Annotated in this window: 15 protein-coding genes and 1 pseudogene; 8 read left to right on the top strand and 8 right to left on the bottom strand. The window is 61.8% G+C overall.

What is annotated here, in order from left to right:
- Positions 1–66 precede the first annotated feature (66 nt).
- A complete protein-coding gene (locus C4901_RS10285) occupies positions 67–597 on the bottom strand; it encodes a DedA family protein (RefSeq protein ID WP_110137249.1) in 531 nt (176 codons plus the stop codon).
- Between the two features lie 370 nt (positions 598–967).
- On the opposite strand from C4901_RS10285, the gene C4901_RS10280 reads away from it, so the two are divergent.
- Positions 968–3,394 carry a TonB-dependent receptor gene (locus tag C4901_RS10280; RefSeq protein WP_168185666.1) on the top strand — a complete coding sequence of 809 codons (2,427 nt, stop codon included), beginning with the start codon at positions 968–970 and terminating at the stop codon, positions 3,392–3,394.
- Positions 3,395–3,571: 177 nt separating this feature from the next.
- Here C4901_RS10280 and C4901_RS10275 read toward each other — a convergent pair whose 3' ends face one another.
- On the bottom strand, positions 3,572–4,858 hold the full coding sequence (locus C4901_RS10275) for an ISL3 family transposase (protein ID WP_110137247.1): 1,287 nt from the start codon (positions 4,856–4,858) through the stop codon (positions 3,572–3,574).
- Between the two features lie 29 nt (positions 4,859–4,887).
- Here C4901_RS10275 and C4901_RS10270 point away from each other — a divergent pair, with 29 nt between their 5' ends.
- The 4 genes and pseudogenes from C4901_RS10270 (at position 4,888) to C4901_RS17700 (ending at position 7,764) form a co-directional block, all read left to right on the top strand.
- On the top strand, positions 4,888–5,160 hold the full coding sequence (locus C4901_RS10270; RefSeq protein WP_110136613.1) for a hypothetical protein: 273 nt from the start codon (positions 4,888–4,890) through the stop codon (positions 5,158–5,160).
- 376 nt (positions 5,161–5,536) lie between these two features.
- A pseudogene (locus C4901_RS10265) lies at positions 5,537–6,061 on the top strand (IS607 family transposase); the annotation flags it as partial.
- A gap of 7 nt (positions 6,062–6,068) precedes the next feature.
- Positions 6,069–6,974, top strand: coding sequence for a hypothetical protein (locus C4901_RS17705; protein ID WP_168185665.1), 906 nt, complete (start codon positions 6,069–6,071; stop codon positions 6,972–6,974).
- Positions 6,961–7,764, top strand: a complete 804-nt coding sequence (locus tag C4901_RS17700) for a hypothetical protein (protein WP_168185664.1) — start codon at positions 6,961–6,963, stop codon at positions 7,762–7,764. The genes C4901_RS17705 and C4901_RS17700 overlap by 14 nt, the downstream gene beginning before the upstream one ends.
- Before the next feature lie 101 nt (positions 7,765–7,865).
- Here the strand turns inward: C4901_RS17700 and purU are convergent, their stop codons facing one another.
- From purU to C4901_RS18890, 5 genes are all read right to left on the bottom strand, one after another.
- On the bottom strand, positions 7,866–8,720 hold the full coding sequence (gene purU / locus C4901_RS10255) for a formyltetrahydrofolate deformylase (RefSeq protein WP_110137245.1): 855 nt from the start codon (positions 8,718–8,720) through the stop codon (positions 7,866–7,868).
- A gap of 267 nt (positions 8,721–8,987) precedes the next feature.
- A complete protein-coding gene (locus tag C4901_RS10250) occupies positions 8,988–9,560 on the bottom strand; it encodes an MFS transporter (RefSeq protein ID WP_145960695.1) in 573 nt (190 codons plus the stop codon).
- On the bottom strand, positions 9,545–9,727 hold the full coding sequence (locus C4901_RS19410) for a hypothetical protein (protein ID WP_370445907.1): 183 nt from the start codon (positions 9,725–9,727) through the stop codon (positions 9,545–9,547). Before C4901_RS19410 ends, C4901_RS10250 begins: the two co-directional genes overlap by 16 nt.
- A gap of 162 nt (positions 9,728–9,889) precedes the next feature.
- Positions 9,890–10,504, bottom strand: a complete 615-nt coding sequence (locus tag C4901_RS18895) for an RNA-guided endonuclease TnpB family protein (RefSeq protein ID WP_205735938.1) — start codon at positions 10,502–10,504, stop codon at positions 9,890–9,892.
- Positions 10,456–11,097 carry an RNA-guided endonuclease TnpB family protein gene (locus C4901_RS18890; RefSeq protein WP_205735937.1) on the bottom strand — a complete coding sequence of 214 codons (642 nt, stop codon included), beginning with the start codon at positions 11,095–11,097 and terminating at the stop codon, positions 10,456–10,458. Before C4901_RS18890 ends, C4901_RS18895 begins: the two co-directional genes overlap by 49 nt.
- Before the next feature lie 22 nt (positions 11,098–11,119).
- On the opposite strand from C4901_RS18890, the gene tnpA reads away from it, so the two are divergent.
- Complete coding sequence (tnpA, locus tag C4901_RS10235; protein WP_110137154.1) at positions 11,120–11,557, top strand: IS200/IS605 family transposase; 438 nt, start codon at positions 11,120–11,122, stop codon at positions 11,555–11,557.
- On the opposite strand, the gene C4901_RS17300 is transcribed toward tnpA, so the two are convergent.
- The gene (locus C4901_RS17300; protein WP_145960694.1) at positions 11,496–11,984 is read right to left on the bottom strand and encodes an MFS transporter; all 489 of its coding nucleotides are present in this window, start codon (positions 11,982–11,984) and stop codon (positions 11,496–11,498) included. The two genes, tnpA and C4901_RS17300, sit on opposite strands and share 62 nt — an antisense overlap.
- A 185-nt stretch (positions 11,985–12,169) precedes the next feature.
- On the opposite strand from C4901_RS17300, the gene C4901_RS10230 reads away from it, so the two are divergent.
- Positions 12,170–13,726, top strand: a complete 1,557-nt coding sequence (locus tag C4901_RS10230; protein ID WP_110137242.1) for a Ppx/GppA phosphatase family protein — start codon at positions 12,170–12,172, stop codon at positions 13,724–13,726.
- A gap of 51 nt (positions 13,727–13,777) precedes the next feature.
- Positions 13,778–13,990 (top strand): hypothetical protein, encoded by a 213-nt coding sequence (locus C4901_RS10225; protein WP_110137241.1) that lies wholly within the window; start codon positions 13,778–13,780, stop codon positions 13,988–13,990.
- Positions 13,991–14,078 lie beyond the last annotated feature (88 nt).

The following is a 14,078-nucleotide window of genomic DNA, read 5'->3' as shown; positions in this document are numbered from 1 at the left end:
TGTCCCGGTAACGCGGGCTTCGAAGGCCGCCGATCTTGGCCCGGTCCCTGCCGGGACCGTGGGATTTCAGCCCGGAATCGATTGCGCGAGCCACCAGGCGCCACCGCCCCAGGTCCCCACCCACAGGGCCGCACCTATCGCGCTCCATAGCGCGAACGGGCGAAAGCCCATCTCCGCGCTGCCGGCGATATAGCCCTGCAGTTGACGCAAGGGCACGATATAGCGCCCGACAACGACGATCACCGCGCCATAGCGGCGGAACAGCTCATGGACGCGATCGATCATGACGGGCTTCACCCCGATATATTTCCCATAGCGCAAGAGGCCGGCGTGTCCATAACGGGCCCCCAACCCGTAGGCGACATAGGCGCCGAGCACCGAGGCGAGCAGTGCGAGCGGGAGCACCTCGGCGATGCCGAAGGCGCCCTTGGCGGCGAGAAAGCCGGCGGTGACCACGACGGCTTCGCCCGGTGCAAACACGACCCCCATGTTTTCGATGAACAGGATTGCCACCAGGCCCCAAAGTCCATAGCGATGCATGACCGGCGTGGCAATGTGGATGAGGTGCGCGAGGGTCGCGAGAAACCAATGACTCATAAAGATTTATCCTGTTTGACCGGTTAGTGCGGTGTTGCGCGTCGCTGGACGTGGCCGCGGCCTCCATGACCGTCGGTCACGCGTCAGGCGGTTCCGTGCGTAATCCTCGTCCAATGGCAGCGAGTTGGCCCCAATGATGCTGGCGGGTCGACCGGCCGCACCATGTGCGGTATCCATCGCGTGGCGCTCATGCCAGGCGCCGATTATGACATCCATCAGGGCCGCGGTCCTGGCTCGGCATGGTTTCAACACACGGGCGCTTCTTTGCCACCCATTGTGCACCACCCGTGTTGGGAATGTCATCGTTCGGTCACGATAGGCACTAAGAATGCCATCCAACAAACAAACAAATATCCAAGGGAGGATATTTATGGTGATCGGTGCCGGCGTGACGGGGCGGGCGAAGGCGGGGCTCGGACGGGGACCAGGCGCTTATGGGCGCCTGCCCGGCGCTATCCTGGCGGCTATGACCCTGGGATGGGGTGTGGCGCGCGCAGCCACCACCACGCCGCCCACTCCTGTAACCCCTACAGGGGGTATCAATATCGGGGCCGTGCACGCCGAGACCCACCGGTCGGCAGACGCCAAGGCGCTCAAGAAAACCGACAAGAAGCTCACTGCCAAGCAGATCTTTCACAGCGCACAATCCGAGCTCTTGATAGGCCATCATCAGTTGCAGGCTGCGGGTCCGATCGGCGGGGCGGCGCAGGCGCTCGCGCAATCACCGGGTGTGCGGGTAGTGAGCCCCGGGGCGGTGGGTGCGCAACGGGCGGCGATCAGCATAAACGGCATAGAGCAGGGCTGGGGCGGCCTGCAGGGATTGACTTCCAATGGTCTTTTGGCGGTGACGTTCGACGGCGTCCCGATGAACAACCCCGGATCGGGGCTGTGGGCCACGCCCCAAATCCCCGAACTGTCGCTTATATCGGGCATTAATGTCATTTACGGTCCGGGAAATCCCGACAGCCGCTGGTATGACAGTCTTGGGGGCACTATCGGGTTCGTACCCGTGCAACCCACCAAGAACGCGGGTGCCAACGTCGGCATAACGCTCGGCAGCTATGGCACGCAAGGCTTCCATTTCGCGGTCCGTACCGGGCTTCATAACGGCTATTCGGCGGTATTGGCGGCGGGCGCCACGCAGTCCAACGATTATATCCAATCGCAGGAGGATGGTTTCGCAAACCCCAGCCATGATCAGGCCATTTATGGCAAGGTGGTGAAGCTTCTGGCAAATGGAAGCGTGGGGCTGGGCGCCTATGTTGCCGATTCCCATTCCTATCGTCCGGCGTTCATTCCGATCACGCCCATAGCGGGGCTCACGGTAAACGGCTTTACGAGCACCGGTGCCACGATCCCGGGGCCACTCTACAGCGAAACCACTTCGGGATATTACGGTGGCACACCGTTTGGCGTATGGCACAAGCAAGCCGAGAACGCCACCTATCTCGTCTATATGCCCGTGACCCTGCGCTTTTCCCCGGTGACCGCGCTGCATGACACGCTTTGGTATCGTCATGGAAACCGCCTGCACAATCACTACAACGACTTCAACCAGGGTGCCAACAACCTTTTTGAATACAATAACCCCCATACCGCGACGTTCGGGGACAAGTTTGTTTTCGATTTCGCCCTGCCACGCAACGCGGTCGCGGCCGGTGGTTACTATCTCTATAGCGTCTACGACACGCGCAATGCCTTTTACAGTCCTGAGGTCACGAGTCCGTCGGGCATTCCGTTTACGTATTCCTATCCGTCCAAGTACCGAAGCGGGTATTTTTACCAGAATTTCGCCGCCGCCTTCGTGCAGGACCGGATCGCGATCGCGCATGGCCTCAGCGTAACGCCGGGGGTGCGGATCGCCTATTTCGGTACGACCTACGCCAATCACGCGACCACGGACTTCCCACAGGCCAATCTCGCTTATGATCCCGAGACGCAACCCAACAGCTCGACGACCTTCACGAAGGTCGAGCCGTCGCTCGACATTCGTTATCAGTGGACGCGAAACCTTGCGTTTTATGCCCAGACCTCCACGGCCTATCAAAATCCCGAGGTTGGCGGAGGCGGGGGCCCCTACCAGGCGCTGCCATCGTCGGTGCTGGTCCCAACCGAGGGCCGGTACGATACCGCGGGCGTGCATGTGCTCGTGAGGCGTTCGGGGATAGCGCGCCGTTTCCGGCTGAACCTCGATTATTACCGCCTGTCCGTTACGAACCAGTTCATCAATGTGACGACCAGCAACGGCAGTACCATCGAGGCTACTGGCGACAGCCTCTATCAAGGAGTGAATCTCTCTTCGGCAGACAATCCGGTGGGGGGTCTCCATGTGTTCGGCAATGTCGGCTATGAGCGGGCGCATTATGTGAGCTACACGACGGGTGGTGTGGCGTTTGCGGGCCTTGCGGTGCCCTATGTGCCGACCGAGACGCTCACGGCCGGGGCGTCCTATCGGTATTTCGGTGGTGGAATCGTTTATGACCCAAGGCTTTGGACGACCTTTACCGGGAGCCAGAATATCTTCAACAACGACACCGGCGCGCCATCCTCGCAGACGCTTCCCGCCTACAATATCTGGAGTGCCTCGCTCGGCCTTACTGTGCCCGTGGGGAACACTGACGGGCGTGCGGACAAGATGAAGATCGTGTTGTCGGTTCTGAATCTCCTGAACAAGCGCTTCAATGAATACGCCTACGTGACATCGGGCGGCTATCTCGGGGGCAACAGTGCTGGGGCGACCCTTGGCTACCCAGGGGCCCCACGCACCTATTACGTATCAGCGGATTTCAGCTTTTAGGGCGATCCGACGCAGACCGATGTGTGGTAGCGGTGTGTACAAAGCCCGAGGCATGTTGCTCCTAAGCAATATACCCCGTCTGTAATGGCTAAATGGCGTAAGGGTAACGGATGGCCCGGAAAAGAGGCTGCGTTCTCTGGGTGACGGGGCTTGTCGGGGCTTTGAAGGGATGGTTCCTCAGCAGAATCTGTGGGTGAGCTCCGGCTCTGGTAGTGCGCCAAGCTTATGATAAAGCATGATCTTTATAGCTTTTGGGGTGCGAAATCCATAGGATGTCCTGATACTCGCTTTGAGTTTGTTGTTTAGGCCTTCGACGGCACCAAGAGAGACCTCATCGCGGGCCGCGAACCAGTTCAAGATGAGCGGCTTGTGTACACGGATCATGCGCGCAATCTTCTTCATCGGTTCCAGGCGTGAGCGCATCACCTTCTTGCACCATTGGTCCATGAATTTTTCGGCCCATGCCGGCGAGACGTACTCCCAAAACATCTGGAACTCCTCCTTGAGCAGATAAGCTCGTATGGATTTCAGGTTGTACGAGAGCAGATCCTTCAGTTTGATCGCCTGGTTCTCGGTTAAATTCTCAGGGCGCTTTAAGAGGCACCAGCGCGAGCGCGTGAGGATCACCTTCGTCCCGGGGGTGAGGCGTTTCAGGGCGCGGGTTTCTTGCGCGCGCACCTCATCGATCGCCTTGTTCATCTTGGCGGCGATGTGGTAGCGATCCAGGATGTTCAGGGCATTGGGGGCATGCCGCGCGATGACGTTCAGATAGGGCTTCCACATGTCCGAGCAGACGAACTCTATAAGCGCGCTGCGTTCCTTGCCAAACCAGACGAAGAACTGACGCAGGCTCTTCTCTTGGCGATCCTCGACGACAAATAAAAGCCGCTTCATGCCCTCGTTGATCTGATACACGAGCGTGAGGAACTTGCCCTTCTTCCAGTAGATCTCGTCTACGCCGAGGGCCGAGATGCCGGTGAGATCCAGGCGCTCGCGGCCCCAGATCACCGCCATCTCCACCGAGCGGAAAACGCTTTCCCAGCTGGTCTGAAAGCGCCGGGAGACCACCTGCCAGCTCAGCAGTTTGGCCCAGCTGGCGAGGAACCAGGCGAAGCTTTGCGTGACCGGGCGTTTACCCAAGGCCCATGGCAGATACTCGACGTGAATGCCGCATGCGTCGCACGCCAACCGCCGGGGCGCGTACAGGAACCAGGTCGGCATGCCCCACAGCGGCACGAACTGAAAGCGCCGCTCGGGAAGGGTGTCGTAGCCCGGTGCGGGCTGCTGGCACTGCGAGCAGTGGCCCTGCCGGCTTTCATGCGCGCGCAGGCCGATCTCGATGGTCGGCATGGCCGCTAAGCCCCTTCCGCGGGCCTTGCTGGCCGGGCGAATACGACTCCACTCATAGACAAAGCCCTTCATCGGTTCCACACGGTTCAAGAGCGTCTTCAAGGCGAGGTGCATAGATCATCCCGTTCTGAGAAACTGGGAGTATGCGGAACTGGTTCACCCGGCTCAAGCGCCACGATCCCCACGCCGCCCCGCGTCTCTGCGAGCGGTGTGCAAGCCCTTCGCTCAAACGCCAGATCGCGACCTACCCGGTCGATCTGACGGGCCGACTCGCCGGCCGCCGTGTCGATGTCTACCGCGTGGAACTCGATCGCTGCCGGCAGTGCGGCCACCTCATGCCGACCCCCGAGGGACAAGCCAAGGTGAAACGGTGCGTCAAGGTCGGACGAAAACTCTTCCTCAAAAGCCTCGATTAGCCACGCCGACTACCCACACTTTGTGCGGAAGAGCCGAAGGGATAAAGCCCATGATATTTCATGGTCGCGAGCAAAATGACGCGGAATACGACCGCTGTCGGCGGCCATGCTCGGCGGATGGATGGCGCGCCGTGTGGCGCCCGCGTATCACCTGATCGCGCGATCAGGGTGCGGGGACCGTCGGTTGCAGGGGTGCCTGCCGTGGCGTGAGAAAGGCGGCGGGTGGAGGCCATCGGGTTCGTCCGGCCGCTGGGGCGTGACGCATCCCATCTCGGGCCTTGGGGTTGACCACTGTTGCCATAAACACGGAACTTTCCGGAGATTCATATTGCCCTATACCGCATGAGACTAAGCGCGTGCGGCGAAAACGCAAGGCGTGACCTATCGCACCGCCTGGGAGTGGTTCAAAAACGGAACACTGCCTGTGCCTGCGCATCAGTTGTCTACGGGCACCATTCTCGTGGACGTGCCGGAAGTCCCCACAGGTCGAGCCGTTGTCTACGCCCGGGTCTCCCGTCATGACCAGAAACCCAACCGGGACGGACAGGTGGCGCGGTGCGTCGCTTTCGCCAACAGCCGTGGCCTTTCCGTGGCGGAGACGGTGACCGAAGTGGGTTCCGGCATGAGCGGGCACCGGAAGACACTGTTGCGACTGCTGGGCGACAACTCGGTGGAGAAACTTGTCGTGGAGCACCGCGACCGGCTCATGCGTTGCGGCGCCGAATATGGGGAAGCGGCACTGGCTGCGCGTGGCGGCCAACTGTTGGTGGTGGATGAATCCGAACTCCAGGACGATCTGGCACAGGACAGGATTTCGGTGCCCACCTCCTTTTGCGCCCGCCTGCATGGCCGGCGGTCGGCCAGACAGCGCGCGGCGCAGGCGGTGGCCGCCTGCGCCAGGAGCCCGCATGATCACGCTGTACACCCGCATCAAAAACCTTACGTCGGCGCAGGACGCCGCCCTGTCCGCCTACGCGGAGCGGTTCAACCGGGTGGCCCGTCATCTGGCGGCGGACATGGCACGGGAACAACGCGCCGGCGCATCATTCAAGAACGCGTATCTTCGCCGTTTCGACATCACCGCCCGACAGTTCAATGCGGTGCGCCGGTATGTCGAAGGGCTGGCCGATAACCGCGTAGAAAATCTGAAAAACCTGGAAAACACCCTGAGCGGCAAGATCGAGGCCACTCAAAAGCTTCTGCCGAAGCTCGAAAAGCAGATCGCGAAAGCGCGCGCGGCAAAATCGTGCGCATCCAGCGTCGAAAGGCTAAAGCACCGCCTGCATCAAAAGAAGCGTCGGCTGGGCCATGTGCGGGAGCGGCGATCGCAGGCCATTGCCGAGCAGCGCTGGCCTTATGCGTCCGGCCTGTGTTTCGGCGGACGGAAATTGTTCAACGCGCAGCATCACTTGCGGGAAAACGGCTACGCCGATCATGCACAATGGCGGGCCGACTGGCGGTCCGCGCGATCCAGCCAGTTCATCGTACTGGGATCAAGCGACGAAATGGCGGGGGTTGCCAGGGCTGTGTGGTCCGCATTCAACCGGATGGCGCCTTCCGGCTGGATCTGCGATTGCCGGAGGTCAGGAATCCCGCGTGACGCTAGGACCGCTCCGGTTCCCCTATCAGGAAGAAAAGTTGCGGGCGGCGGTCACGCGACATGCGGGATTATCAAAGAAACAGCTACCGAAAGTCACCCAAACATCAAAAGCCGGGAAGACGTATTCCCACGTCATCTATCCCGACGGTGTAAGCGCCCTGTCCTGGCGTTTCATCCGCGACAAAAAAGGCTGGCGGGTCATGGTGAGTTTTGATGAACCCAAAGCGGCCATCACGGCGGACGTGAAAACGGGTGTGCTGGCGGTGGACCTGAATGCGGACCATCTGGCATGGGCGGAACGGGATCGTTTCGGCAATCCGGTGGCAACAGACGGTATTCCCTGCGTCACTTACGGCAAAACGACGCAACAGGCTGTGGCCATTATCGAAGGCGCCGCCATTAAGCGGATCCAACACGCCAGGCATGTCGGCAAGCCGCTCGTTCTGGAAAAGCGGGACTTTACCCGCAAGAAAGGGCAACTGACGGAAGAGGATGGCGCGCGTTATGCGCGGATGCTGTCCAGCCTGTCCTATAAAAAGATTCTCGACGCCCGCAACGCTCGCGCCGTCAAGGAGGGGGTGGCGGTCAAGATGGTCAACCCGGCCTACACATCGGTGCTGGGGCGCATCAATTACGCCAATCGCTACGGCCTTACCGTGCATCAGGGTGCGGCGATGGCGATTGGACGCAGGGCTTTTGACCGGTTCGCGAAAAACCCGCGCACCGGCAAAGTCCAAAAAGTATTCGGACTTCGGGAGACCCCGATTGGTCGAACAGGGCGTGATGGCGTCAAGGTCATCACCGCGCCGGATGGACGTGGTGCGCAGGTTACCTTCCCGTATCCCGAGTGGAATGCGCGGAAGCCTGTGTGGACCCTGTTAGGTCGAGTTTCCCGAAAGATGAAAGAGACGCTTGCAGCGCAGCGTATGGCGGAGCAACTCGACCCTCCGCAACGGATGGGGGCCGCAAGGCCCCCTGATACTCCGGTTGTGGCGGCGGCCTAGTCTGCCCTATGCCCTTGCCGGCGGAATTCCGGCACGCGAATCGCCGCCCTTATCGTTCGGGCGACGTCATGGGAATAGATTTCTATGGTTTTATGAACGGTCTAGCGGAAAACGACGGTACGCCGGCCGTGAATCAGGACACGGTCGTCCAGATGGTAGCCGAGCCCGCGCGCCAGCACGGTCTTTTCGATATCCCGGCCGTAGCGGATCAGATCCGATGGGTCGTCAGAGTGATCGACGCGCACCACGTCTTGCTCAATGATCGGACCATCATCCAGATCCGAGGTGACGTAATGGCAGGTGGCGCCGACAAGCTTGACGCCCCGTTCATAGGCTTGATGATAGGGCTTGGCGCCCTTGAAGCTCGGCAAAAAGCCGTGATGGATGTTGATGATGCGATTGGGGTAGCGTCGGCATAGAGCGTCGGGGAGGATCTGCATGTAGCGGGCGAGGACCATGACGTCGCCTTGCGCATCCTCGAATAGCTCGGCGATCCGCGCGAAGGCCGCGGGCTTGTCGCCGGAAACCACTGGGACATGGTGAAAGGGGATGCCATGCCATTCCACGAACCCCCGGTGCGTATCGTGATTCGATATGACGCACGGGATCTCGATGTCCCACTCCCGCGCCTGCCAGCGGGCCAGGAGGTCGTAGAGGCAGTGGCCGAGCTGCGAGACCAGGATCACCACGCGTTTTTTGCAGGCACTGTCCACCAGCCGCCAATCCATGGTGAATTCTGCCGCGATCGGGGCGAGCCGTTCCCGGAAGCTCGTGGCGTCGAAGGGTAGGGAGTCGGCAAGAATCTCCTGGCGCATGAAGAACCGGCCACCCTCCGGGTCGGAGTGATGGTTGGCCTCGGTGATCCAGCCGCCATGGGCGGCAATAAGACCGCTTACGGCGGCGACGATACCGACACGATCGGGGCACGAGAGTGTCAGCGTGTAACGGCGGGGCATCAGGGCTCCGGGAGGATGGCAACAGGCCGCCATTTTGACATCCTCCCGCTTCTCAAAGGAAGGATATTTCCGACCTCACCGCCTTCCCGATCTCCCGACGCCGGCCCCGCTTGCTTGGGAACGGCAGATCGCAGGTTCGTCTCGGCAAATCCCGGAATGACAAGGGGCACGGGGTAGCGCCGGGCGCGTCTCGCCGCAAAGCCGGCATGGGCCGCACGATCGACGGCCGGTAGCGTGGCCGGGCGGGCGGGGGCGACCACGGGGTCGTTACCGGCGGCTGGCCAAGAGGCGCGTCAGGGCAGCGAGCGCGAAGACCGCGCCGCTTGCACATACCGCCGGCCATCGCGCCTCCTGCCAGGCCAGGGTCCCTACGAACGATCCGAGGGCGCCCCCTGCGAAGTAGGCGGTCATATAGAGGGCGGTCAGGCGATTTCGGATGGCAGCGCCCAGGGCATAGATGCGGGTCTGGTTCGAAACGTGACTGCCTTGGACGCCGGCGTCGAGGAGTGCCGCGCCGACGGTGACACCCGCAAGAAAGTCGCCGGCCCTCCATAAGACCAGGAATGCCGCCACCACGAGTCCGAGAAATGCGCCGTTGATGCCGCGCGCGCCGATGCGTTCGGACGGCCGGCCGGAAAGGGGTGCCGCCAAGGCGCCGGTCACGCCGATGAACCCCGTGATTCCGACCATGCGACTGGCGTCGCCTGGAAACAGGCGGGCGTAATGAAAGACGAGCGGTGTCCAAAAACTATTGAAGGCGGCAAAGCCCATGGCGCCAAGGAAGGCATGGAGGCGGAGTATGGGCTCCTGCCGCCAAAGCGTGATCAGGGATCGGAGCAAGGCCCTGTGGGTGGCCGGCTCGGTCGGCGGCTGACGGGGCAGGAGGCGGCGATGGCGCACACGGCCATGGCGCCGGCCGCGATCGCATAGATAATGCGCCATCCGAGAAAGGCCCCGAAGCCGCTCAAGGCCCGGGACACGATGATGCCGACCAGGAGACCGCTCATGACGAGACCTACCGCGCGCCCGCGACGGGCCGGCTCGGCGAGATTTGCGGTTTGACATCCTCCTCGCCCTGAAGAACGAGGATTCCTTCCTGCCAACAGCGGCCTGACCTCGGCCCCTTCGATTGTCCGGCGGCTCCCTTTGGTTCCGGACAACTCTCCGACTTATGCCGGAGAACAGGCTACCCCGACGTGCCCCGCCGTTGATAACAACCCTCTTGCGAGGATGTTCTGTGCCGCGTTCACATCGGCGTGGTCTTTGTGACCACAGCGTTGACAAGCAAATTCGGCTTGTGTGACGCGATTGCGCGCATCCACCACTCCACACACCGCACACCCTTGCGAGGTGTAGGCCGGATCCACCAAGAGCAGCATACCGCCCGCCCATTGGAGCTTATAACCCAGCATCTGTTTGAACAGACCCCAGCCCTGATCGAGGATGGCTTTGTTGAGCCCCGCTTTTGGCCGGACGTTGCGTCCGGGGTGTGCGACGGTGCCGCGGGCGGACGCCGTCATGTTCCGCACCTTCAGGTCTTCCAGCACCACCACCGCGTGGTTTTGGCTGATGATGGTGCTGACCTGATGCAGTACGGTTTTTCGGATTTCCGCGATCTTCTGATGCAGTCGCGTGATCGTGGCCTTCTGCTGCTTCCAGTTGGCCGAGAACTTCACCTTGCGCGCCAGGGTCTTTTGTTCCTTGGCCAGTTGTTTTTGCCGGTGGCGATAGGCCGTCACCGGCAGGAACACGGTCCCATCCGACAGCGTGAGCAGATTCGCCACGCCCCGATCACCGCCCACGGCGGTGGGGCCGGATGCACCGGATCGGCGATTTCCTTCTCGATCTGGATGGCCACATACCAATGTCCGCCGGCGCGGCTTACCGTGACATTGCGGATTTCGCCCCCGATGAGGCGAGACTTGCGGAACTTCACCCAACCGATGCGGGGCAGGAAGATTTTAGGAAGCACGCTTCGGCCATCGTCATCCTGGGGCTTCAGATCGATCCGGATCTGTTCGGGGTCCGGGTAACGCAGGCTGTCATGGTGCCCTTTCTTCTTGAACACCGGGAAGCGTTTGGAAGATTTCTTGTCGAAGGCGTCCTTGAGCGCCCGGTCCAGGTGCTTCAGTGTTTGCTGTTGCGGTTGCGATGGGGATTCGGCCAAAAACCCGAAGGCCTCGCTCTGGCGCCAAGTGGTCAGGCAGCGCGCCATATCGCCGTAGGAGAAACGGCCGCAGCGCTGGGCGAGATAGGACTGCTGGAGGGCCAGCGCGCGATTCCAGACGAAGCGCACGCAGCCTACCGCACGGGCCAGAAGGTTTTCCTGCTCTGGCGTGGTTTCCAGTCGGTAGCGCACGGCTTTGCGGATGAGCATGGTTCTATTGTATGCTTGGTCAATGACGGATGCAGCTGAAGTAAGGCATGGCAGACATTGCATTTTTAACCTGCATGTTCACTTGGTCTTTGTGACGAAATACCGCCGTGGTGTATTCACTGGCGAGGTGCTGGCCGATCTGCGCGGCCTCTTCGTCGCCGTCTGCCAGGATTTCAGCGCGGAGCTGGTGGAGTTCGACGGAGAGGATGACCATGTGCATCTGCTGGTGAACTACCCGCCGACCGTGCCCGTTTCGGCACTGGTGAACAGCCTCAAGGGAGTTTCCAGCCGCATGATCCGCAAAAAGAATTATCCCAGCGTTCGCAAGAGACTGTGGGGCGGAGCGCTCTGGTCTCCATCGTACTTTGCCGGAAGCTGCGGCGGTGCGCCCATTTCCATTATTCGCCAGTACATGGGCCATGCGGCCCACAATGTCGAGCAGCAACAAACACCGGATTAGGCGAGCACGGCGGCATTGAGCCGCCTACCCGCCGCGCTCTGCATCCCCGCCCTGAACGGCGGGGTTTTCCGCGCATTCTGATAAAAAGGCAGGCCGCGAGCAGGATCGGTAAGGTCGGGCTGAGCGCCACCAGAGCCAGCGCGCCGGCTATGAGTCCGGTGGTCGTGATGATGAGGCGTTTGCGCTCCTGGCCATCGCCCAGGGGTACGATGAGCATGAGGCCTGCGGCATAGCCGATCTGGGTGGCGACGGTCACGAGACCGGCGCGGCCCGGTGCGATATGGAAACTCGCGGCGATGCGTGTGAGCAGTGGCTGGCTATAGTACAGGTTCGCGACGGTCGCGCCGGCCAGGAACGCCAGAAATCCGAGCAAAGCGGTGGACAGGGACGCCCCAGACGCGGCGTGCGGATCTTCATTACGGGACATGGGATGCCATTGAGAGTAACGGCCCGAGTGTAGCGCTTTCATGGCCGACCGCAACATGACCATGGTCGGCTCCCCGGACGATCATGTCGGTCAGATCCCATCGAGACCCGCGTTCGCTGTCTTGTCATCGTCACCGGGATTCGCCAGACTCGCAAACATTCTGTTCATGAAAAGGCGTCGATGCCATGCCCAAAGCCTTAGCCAAGGCCGCCTTGCGGGCTCCCAAGAAGATCGTAAAGCGCATGGCGCGCAACCGCAGCCCGGTGATCGCTGCCGTGGATCTCGGTTCGAACAGCTTTCATTTGGTCATCGCCAAGGTGGAGAACGGCGAGCCGGTCGTGGTTGACAAGCTGCGGGAGATGCTGCGTTTCGGATCGGGACTCGACCACAAGCAGCATATTCGCCCGGTGGCCGCCAAGGCGGCGCTGGCCTGTCTGCGGCGCTTTGGACAGCGCCTTGCGCTATGGCGTCCTGAGCTCGTGCGCGCGGTCGGGACCAATACGCTGCGCCAGGCGGTGGGTGCCGAGTCCTTTTTACGCAAGGCCCAGGCGCGCCTCGGCGTGCCGGTCGAGGTGGTCTCTGGTATCGAGGAGGCGCGCCTTATCTATCGCGGCGTAAGCCCCGGAATCGCCGCCGAGGCGCGCGCATTGGTGATTGATATCGGGGGTGGAAGCACGGAGCTCATTGTGGGCGTCGGCGGACACGCGGAGGTGCTGGAGAGCGTGACCATGGGTTGTGTCACCTTGACTGATCGGCTGTTTGCCGGCCATCTGCTTACCGAGGCGCGGTTCGCCCAGGCCGTAACCTTTGCCCGGCATCAGCTCATGCCTCTACGCGAACGGTTGCGTGCGGCACGCTGGGACCGGGCCGTGGGATCCTCGGGGACCATCCGCGCAGTCGATGCCGTGGCGCGCGAATTGGGTGTCGCCACCGGGGGGCTTACGGCCAGCGCGTTGACAGAGCTCAAGGAGCGTGTCTTGGCTCAGCGTCACGTCGACAGGTTGGTGCTTCCAGGCCTTGCGACGGAGCGGGCCCCGGTGTTCGCCGGGGGGCTCGCTATCGTGATCGCGCTCTTTGATGTCTTGGAGATCACCACGATGGAGGTTGCCAAGGGTGCCTTGCGTGAAGGGGTTCTGAGGGATCTGATCGGCCGGCTGTCGGGAGCGGACGTCCGCAGCGAGGCAATCGCGCGCTTGGCCGCGCGCTGGCCGAATCCCTACGGTACCGGGATGGCCGAGCGCATCGACGCGCTCTTTGAGATGGTGGCGGGTCCATGGCATTTATCGCTGGAGGACCGGCGCTTTCTGGGGTGGGCGGTGCAGCTCCATGCCTGCGGGACTGCCATCAATCGTCTCCGCTACGAGCGCCACAGCGCCTATATCGTGGAGCACGCGGAGTTGGCGGGTTTCGCGCCACGCGAACAGGCGCTGCTCGGCATGTTGATCGCCATGCACCGCGGCAAGTGGACGCAGCCTGCGGTAGTCGGCCTGAAAAGGTCTTTTGGGGACGCTGCGGTCCGTTTAGCGATACTCGCGCGCATCATCGTGGTGCTTTTGCGAATCGAGCAGTCGCTGGCCATCAGCAGCCGGCGCGCGCCCTGGCACCTTAGTGCGCGCGTCGGCGCGCTCGAGATCAGCACTCCTTTGCGCGCCAATCTCATGCGTGACGCCTTTTGGCGGGAGCTTGGCCCCGAGCTTGCGGACATGCAAAAAGGCGGTATCCGATTTCTCTTGAACGGCTAAGGGTTTTGGCAGAAAATAAGGACCTCCTAATGGAATAACCGAGGAGTTGTTATGGAAGGGAAGCGCCTCTTGGTGGTCTCCGCACTTGCCGCATTGCCGGTGGCGGCGATGGCCGCGCAGGTCCCGTCGGCGGTCTATAACGGGCTTAATTATGATCGCACGCGTACTCATGCGGGGCCGCCTGTGCGGGTCGCGCGTCCCGGCCGTTATCGCCATAGCGATGTGCGCAGGCCCGAGCGGTCGACCAATCACAAGCCTCAGTAACGGGTACATAGCGGGATCGATCGGTGGCAGGGTGGCCGCCGGTACCGGCGGATGGCCGGGTGGTCGAGAGGCATGGCGGCGAGGCGCC

The organism is Acidiferrobacter sp. SPIII_3, from assembly GCF_003184265.1.
In the GTDB taxonomy this organism is placed as follows: Bacteria; Pseudomonadota; Gammaproteobacteria; order Acidiferrobacterales; family Acidiferrobacteraceae; genus Acidiferrobacter.
This window is presented reverse-complemented; position numbering and strand designations above follow the sequence as displayed.